This window comes from Halolamina salina, from assembly GCF_042678005.1.
GTDB classification, from domain to species: domain Archaea; phylum Halobacteriota; class Halobacteria; order Halobacteriales; family Haloferacaceae; genus Halolamina; species Halolamina salina.
In genome coordinates, this window is record NZ_JBHUDH010000014.1 from 20,317 (window position 1) to 26,945 (window position 6,629).

General features: G+C 70.5%; 7 protein-coding genes. 2 read left to right on the forward strand and 5 right to left on the reverse strand.

Features of this window, described 5'->3' with window-relative positions; genetic code table 11:
• The 3 genes from ACFR9S_RS02135 to ACFR9S_RS02145 all read right to left on the reverse strand — a co-directional run.
• The coding region (locus ACFR9S_RS02135) for an alanine--tRNA ligase-related protein (RefSeq protein WP_379817968.1) at positions 1-1,135 on the reverse strand (1,135 nt) is incomplete at its 3' end.
• Between the two features lie 71 nt (positions 1,136-1,206).
• Positions 1,207-1,722 (reverse strand): helix-turn-helix domain-containing protein, encoded by a 516-nt coding sequence (locus ACFR9S_RS02140; RefSeq protein ID WP_379732600.1) that lies wholly within the window; start codon positions 1,720-1,722, stop codon positions 1,207-1,209.
• 60 nt (positions 1,723-1,782) lie between these two features.
• Positions 1,783-2,709 (reverse strand): DMT family transporter, encoded by a 927-nt coding sequence (locus tag ACFR9S_RS02145; protein WP_379817969.1) that lies wholly within the window; start codon positions 2,707-2,709, stop codon positions 1,783-1,785.
• 128 nt (positions 2,710-2,837) lie between these two features.
• Here ACFR9S_RS02145 and sucC point away from each other — a divergent pair, with 128 nt between their 5' ends.
• The gene (gene sucC / locus ACFR9S_RS02150) at positions 2,838-3,983 is read left to right on the forward strand and encodes an ADP-forming succinate--CoA ligase subunit beta (protein WP_379732533.1); all 1,146 of its coding nucleotides are present in this window, start codon (positions 2,838-2,840) and stop codon (positions 3,981-3,983) included.
• The gene (gene sucD, locus ACFR9S_RS02155; RefSeq protein ID WP_379817970.1) at positions 3,980-4,849 is read left to right on the forward strand and encodes a succinate--CoA ligase subunit alpha; all 870 of its coding nucleotides are present in this window, start codon (positions 3,980-3,982) and stop codon (positions 4,847-4,849) included. Before sucC ends, sucD begins: the two co-directional genes overlap by 4 nt.
• A 1-nt stretch (position 4,850) precedes the next feature.
• Here sucD and ACFR9S_RS02160 read toward each other — a convergent pair whose 3' ends face one another.
• The gene (locus ACFR9S_RS02160; protein ID WP_379817971.1) at positions 4,851-5,567 is read right to left on the reverse strand and encodes a helix-turn-helix domain-containing protein; all 717 of its coding nucleotides are present in this window, start codon (positions 5,565-5,567) and stop codon (positions 4,851-4,853) included.
• A gap of 199 nt (positions 5,568-5,766) precedes the next feature.
• Positions 5,767-6,453 (reverse strand): helix-turn-helix domain-containing protein, encoded by a 687-nt coding sequence (locus ACFR9S_RS02165; RefSeq protein ID WP_379732662.1) that lies wholly within the window; start codon positions 6,451-6,453, stop codon positions 5,767-5,769.
• Positions 6,454-6,629: the final 176 nt, after the last annotated feature.

A 6,629-nucleotide genomic window follows, 5' to 3' on the forward strand; every position in this document is an offset into this window, starting at 1 on the left:
CCTGTGCGAACGTCGGGCTGCCGCCGCCCCCGCCGCCGAACTCGTCGGTCACGTCCTGCACGACCGCGTTGGCGTCGCTGTCGCCGTCGGTCGCGACGACGACGAACGTCTCGCCGGAGGTGCCGGCGACCGCCACGCCATCGATCTCCTCGCCGACGTACTGCTCCAGTTCGCCCTGCAGGTCGTTCGGCGTCGCGCCCTCGACCGCGCCGACGAGCCAGCGCCCGCCGTCGCGCTCCACGGGGTCGAGGTCGTCGAGCCGGTAGGAGAGCAGTTCGGACTTCAGGTCGGCCACCTCCTCGCGGAGTTCGTCGCGTTCGCTCGTCAGTCGGTCGACGGCGCCCGGGATGTCCGGCGGCGCCACGTCGAGGTCCGTCGCGGCCTCGCGGGCCGCGTCGTGGAGTTCGGCGGCGCCGTCGATCGCTTTCGGCCCGACCGCGAACTCCACCCGGGTCGCGCCCTCGCCGGGGTTCGAGCGGTTCAGCACGTGGATCGGGCCGATCTCCTGCGTGTTCGAGACGTGCGTGCCGCCGCAGGCCGCCACGTCCCAGCCCTCGACCGTGACGATGCGCACCTCGTCGGCGTCGGCCATCGCGCCCTCCTCGGTCTTCGTGTTGAACGCCACCTCCTCGCGCTCTCGGGCGGTCTCGGGGCTCTGGTACTCCCACGAGACGGGCAGGGAGTCCCAGACCGCGCGGTTCGCGAGCCGCTCCATCTCGACCATCCGCGCGTCGGTGATCTCGGTGTCGGCGGTGAAGTCGACGCGGACCGTCTCCTCGCCGATGTCGAAGCCGGCGTAGCCCACGTCGTCGAGCACGCGCCGGCCGGCGCCGAACAGCACGTGGCTCGCAGTGTGGGCCCGCTTGCAGTAGGTGCGGAACGTGGCGTCGACGACGCAGTGGACCGTTTCGCCCTTCTCGAGGTCGGGCGCCTCGGCCAGCGTGTGGACGACGCCGTCGGGGGATTTCTGTACGTCGACCACGTCCACGTCGTCGATCACGCCGCGGTCGGCGGGCTGGCCGCCGCCCTCCGGGTAGAAGTACGTCTCGTGGAGCAGTAGCTCGCGGCCGTCGACGGCCGCGACCTCGGTGTCGAAAGAGAGCGTCTCGGGGTTGTCCGGCGCGAGCGTCTGCATGGCTGCGGGAAACAGCCCGGCCAGCAAAAATCCGTGGGCTGCGGCTATCTCCGCGCTCGCAGCCGGGGTGCCTACTCCGACAGTTCGATCCCGAACCGGTCCTCCAGTTTCGCGATCACGCTGCCGCTCACGTCGGCACGGACCGCCCGCCCCTCCTCGACGGCGAGCAGGTCCTCTTCGTCGATCTCCAGTTCGTCGGCGACCTCCTCCGGCGTGAGGCCGGCGTCCTGCCGGGCCTCGGTGGCCAGGTCGCCGTAGTCGGAGACGAGGTACGGGAGGCTGTCCTCGTCGTACTCGGTCCCCTCGACCCACTCGGTGTCGGGCTCGTTCGAGTCCATTAGCTTCGCGGTGTTCTGGGCGGCGCGTTTCTTGCGGTTCGTGCGCTCGCCGTCCCGCGTCCCGCCCTCCTGCTCGCGTTTCTTCTCGTCCTTGTGGCGGTTGGCGCCCATCGGCTCGCAGTCCGAACAGACGAGCAGCTCCGCGCCCGCGACGTTGGCTTTCCGGAGCGACGACGACTCCGTCCCGCAGAGCTCACACGCGTCGCCGTCGTCGCCGCCGCCACCGCTCCCGGTCGAGTACTTGGCCATGCGCCGGCTACGTGCCGGGCCGACATTAATTCGTGGTCGTCGGGCGGGTCATCTCCCCCGTCAGCCGACCAGCGCCGGCCCCGCGGTGACGAGCGCCACCCCGAGCACGATCAGCGCCGCGCCGACGACGACGCCGCGGGTCACCCGTTCGAGGTCACCGAGCAGAACGTACGCGAACGCGGTGGTGAAAAGCGGCGCCGTCGCCGCCAGCGGGTCGACGATCGCAACCGTCCCCTGCGGGTGGCCGAGCGCCGCGAATAGCGACAGCAGCGCGAACGCGGTGATTGTCCCGCTGCCCGCGAAGTACGCCCACGTCTCCCGGGGCGCGTCGCGGAACTCACCCAGCCGCCCGCGGGCGGCCGCGTAGCCCGCGAGCACGGCGAGTGCGGCCAACTCGTTGATTGCGACCGCCTCCAGCGAGGTCACGCCCGAACTGGTCAGCCCGTAGCGCCGGAGCACGTTCCCGATCGCGAAACAGACCGCCGCCCCGACCGGGAACAGCAGTTCGTACGGTTCCCAGCCGCCGATGTCGCCGCCTTTCCCGAGCGCGAGCGCGGCGAGGCCAACGACGAGCACGACGACGCCGACGGCGGTGGTCAGGGCCGCCGGCTCGCCGAGGAAGCCGACCGCGAGCAGCGTCGCGAACAGCGGGCGGGCGGAGACGCCGGCGCTGTTGACGCTCGCACCCACGCGGTCGACGCCCGCGAACGTCGCGAGGCGGCCGAGCGCGGTGCCGAACACGCCGGCGACGACGAACACGCCGACCGTCTCGACCGACAGCCCGGCGAACGCGTTCCCGCCCCGGAGCGCGGCGAGCGCGAGGAGATAGAGTCCGCTGTCGACGATCACGACGACCAGCGACGCCTGCAGCGAGGTGCCGCCGGCGGCCATCCCGCGCTTGGAGAGCACCGGCGAGAACCCCCACAGCAGCGCCGGCACCAGCGCGAGCGCGTACACGACCGGCGGCGCGGCGAGCGCGTCTGCCATCGTCGACTCCTCCGTCGCCCGCGACAAGGACCCGTCGGTCGCGGCAGGGTGTGGGTTCCCGTGACGCCCGTCACGTCGTCGCGTACCGACGGGATTATGCGCCCCACGCTCCCGAGTTCCTCTAGGCGATGAAACTACACGAGTATCAGGCCAAGGAGGTGTTCGCCGACGCCGGCATCCCGGTGCCGGAGTCCCGGCTCGCTTCCTCGGTCGACGAGGTCGTCGAGGCCGTGGGGGAGATCGGCTTCCCCGCCGCGATCAAGGCACAGGTCCACGTCGGCGGCCGCGGGAAGGCCGGCGGCATCGAGATCGTCACGAGCGAGGACGAGGCCCGCGAGGCCGCCGAGTCGATCCTCGGGATGGACCTCAAGGGCTACACCGTCGAGCGCGTGCTCGTGGAGGCCGGCGTCGACTTCGTGGACGAACTGTACGTCGGCGTCACGATGGACCGATCCGCCGGCGAGCCGGTCGCGATGGTCTCGACGGAAGGCGGCGTCGACATCGAGCAGGTCGCCGAGGAGACCCCCGAGGCGATCGCCCGCGAACACGTCGACCCCGCCTTCGGCATGCACCCCTACGAGTCCCGGAAGGTCGTGTACGAGGCCGGCGTCGACCGAGAGTTCGCCGGCGAGGTCGCGTCGATCCTGCGGACGCTGTTCGACCTCTACGAGAGCTCCGACGCCTCCGAGATCGAGGTCAACCCCGTGATGATCACGGCCGACGACGACGTGATCGCCGCCGACGCCGTGATGAACATCGACGAGGACGCGCTGTTCCGCCAGCCCGAACTCGCCGAGATGGAGGAGGACAGCTACGAGGACGACTTAGAGCGTAAGGCCGGCGAGTACGGCTTCGACTACGTCCGACTCTCGGGCAACGTCGGCATCATCGGCAACGGCGCCGGCCTCGTGATGACGACGCTCGACCTCGTGGACTACTACGGCGGCACGCCCGCGAACTTCCTCGACATCGGCGGCGGCGCCAAGGCCGAGCGCGTCACGAACGCGCTGGACATGGTGTTCTCCGACGAGAACGTCGATTCGGTCGTGTTCAACATCTTCGGCGGGATCACCCGCGGCGACGAGGTCGCCAAGGGGATCAACGAGGCGCTGGAGCAGTTCGACGAGATCCCCAAGCCGGTGACGGTCCGGCTGGCCGGGACCAACGCCGAGGAGGGCATGGAGATCCTGAACACCGACCTCGTGACGGTCGAGAAGACGCTGGAGTCGGCGGTCCAGCGTGCGGTTGCTGACGCCGAGGAGGTGAACGAATGAGCATTCTCGTCGACGACGACACGCGCGTGGTGGTACAGGGAATCACCGGCGGGGAGGGGAACTTCCACGCCGAGCAGATGATCGAGTACGGCACCAACGTGGTCGCCGGCGCCGTCCCCGGCAAGGGTGGCCAGACCTCGGCTGGCGTCCCCGTCTACGACACCGTGGAGGAAGCCGCGATCGAGGAGGACGGCGACGCCTCCGTGATCTTCGTCCCGCCGGCCTTTGCCGGCGACGCCATCTTCGAGGCGCTCGACGCCCCCGTCGATCTCGCGGTCGCGATCACTGAGGGCGTCCCCACGCAGGACATGGCGAAGGTGAACAAGCGCCTCTCGGAGGTCGACACCCGCCTGATCGGCCCGAACTGTCCGGGCATCATCACCCCCGGCGAGGCCAAGCTCGGCATCCTGCCGGGCAACATCTTCGCGGAGGGGAAGGTCGGCCTCGTCTCCCGCTCGGGCACCCTGACGTATCAGGTCGTGGACAACCTCACCCAGCGCGGGATCGGGCAGAGCACCGCCGTCGGGATCGGCGGCGACCCGATCATCGGCACCTCGTTCATCGACGCGCTCGAACTGTTCGAGCAGGACGACGAAACCGAGGCGGTCGTGATGTGCGGCGAGATCGGCGGCGAGGACGAGGAGCAGGCCGCGGAGTTCATCGCCGAGAACATGGAGACGCCGGTCGCCGGCTTCATCGCCGGCCGCACGGCGCCGCCGGGCAAGCGGATGGGTCACGCCGGCGCCATCGTCTCCGGCAGCGGCACCGGCACCGCCGAGAGCAAGATCGACGCGCTCAACGACGCGGGCGTCCCCGTCGGCGACACCCCCGAGGAGGTCGCCGACCACGTCGAGAGCTTCCTGTAGGCTACTCGTCGTCGGCCGCGCCGCCGAGCGCGGACGGCGCTTCGCTCCCGACGCCGACCCGCGACTCTTCCGGCTCCCCGACCGTCGCCCCGAGCACCGAGGAGACGCCGCGGCGGAGCCGCTCGGAGAGCGCCTGTTCGGAGATGTCGAACCGATCGGCCAGCCTCTCCAGATCCGTCTCGCGAGGCACCTCGAAGTAGCCCGCCCGGAGCGCCTCCTGTAACGCCTCGGCCTGTTTCTCGGAGAGCCCGTACTCGCTGCCGCCGCCGTCGTCGGCGTCGTGGGCGCGCAGCAGGTCGACGGTGAACCCGTTCTCCCGGAGGCGGCTGATGTACTCCGTCAGCGCCTCACGGTTCGGGAGCCGCACTTCGAGCACCGCGCCGTCGACGGTCGTCTCGATCGAGAGCCGCGAGGCGCCGGTCTCCCGGTCGATCGGGGCGGGGTTGGTAGTGATCTCACGGTTGACGGTCACCCGGTAGAGCCGTCGGTCGCCGCGGTCGTCGATACACTCGTGCTCGCCGATCGTCGGGTCGTCGGGCAGCGCCGCCTCGAACGCCTCGAAGTCCCCGCCCGAGGCCCACACGAACAGCATGGGGTCGGAAGTCCGGTCGGCGGCGGTCGCCCACTCCCGTTTCAGGGTCATCTCGGGCGCCGCCTCCAGCGACGGCCGCAGCACCAGCTGCGCGTCGGCCAGACGGAGTTCGGCGATGAGGCTCACAGTTTTCGCTTCGGCGGCCTGTTACTAAGGTTATGGGGCGAAACGAAAAGGGGTGGACGGGAAGGGGGTCACACCCCAGTGTCAGAGGCAGCCCATCCGGCGTAGGACGCCGGTGGACACTCAACAGTTCGACGCGACCGGGGGTAGTCCTTTGGCTTGTGTGATCCGGGTTTTATAAACTATACCGGTCGACCCCGGCTCACGTGTGCCGGTCCGTTCGGTGCCGGGGTCGCTCGCCGTCGCCGAGTTCGCCGATCGTCGACTCCAACACCGCGGCGACGCCGCGGCGGAGCCGCTCGGAGAGCGCCTGTTCGGAGATGTCGAACTGCTCGGCCAGCGTTCCGAGGTCGGTCCGGCGGGGAGTCTCGAAGTAGCCCGCCTCCAGCGCCGCGCCGAGCGCCTCGATCTGCTTCGTCGAGAGGTCGTACCGCTCGTGTTCGTCGTCGGCGGGGTACGCCCGGAGCAGTTCCACCGCGTAGCCGTGGTCGCGGCAGCGGGCGATGTACGACGCCAGCGACTCGTGATCGGGGAGCCGCTCGGTGACGACCGCGTAGTTCGCGCCGGTCACCATCCTGAGCTGCGAGGCGCTGGTGCGCCGGTGTAACACGCCCGGATCGATGAGGTCGGCCGTGTCGTCGAGCACCACCTCGTACAGCCGTCGGTCGCCGCCGTCCTCGATCGGCTCGAACTCCCGTACCGTGGGGTCGTCGGGCAGCGCCGCCTCGAACGCGTCGAACTCCCCGCCCCACGCCCAGAGGAACGCGACGGGTCCGGCCGGGGCGGAGACGCTGTACTCGGTCTCGGCGCGCATCCCCGGGGCCGCCCCGAGCGCCCGGCTCAGTGCGAACGGCTCGCCGGAGATCCGGAGTTCGGCGATCAGGCTCATGCCCGTCCGTTCGACGCCCCGTCACAAAGGTGGTGGGACGGATCCGTGGCGAGCAGGCCCGACCGCCCGCGCCCTTCCGATCACGGCCTCACTCGAACAGCGACCCCAGCGCCGACAGTTCGACGCGGTCGGCGTCGGCCTCACCGTCGGCGCCGCCGAACCCGCGCCCGGTCGCC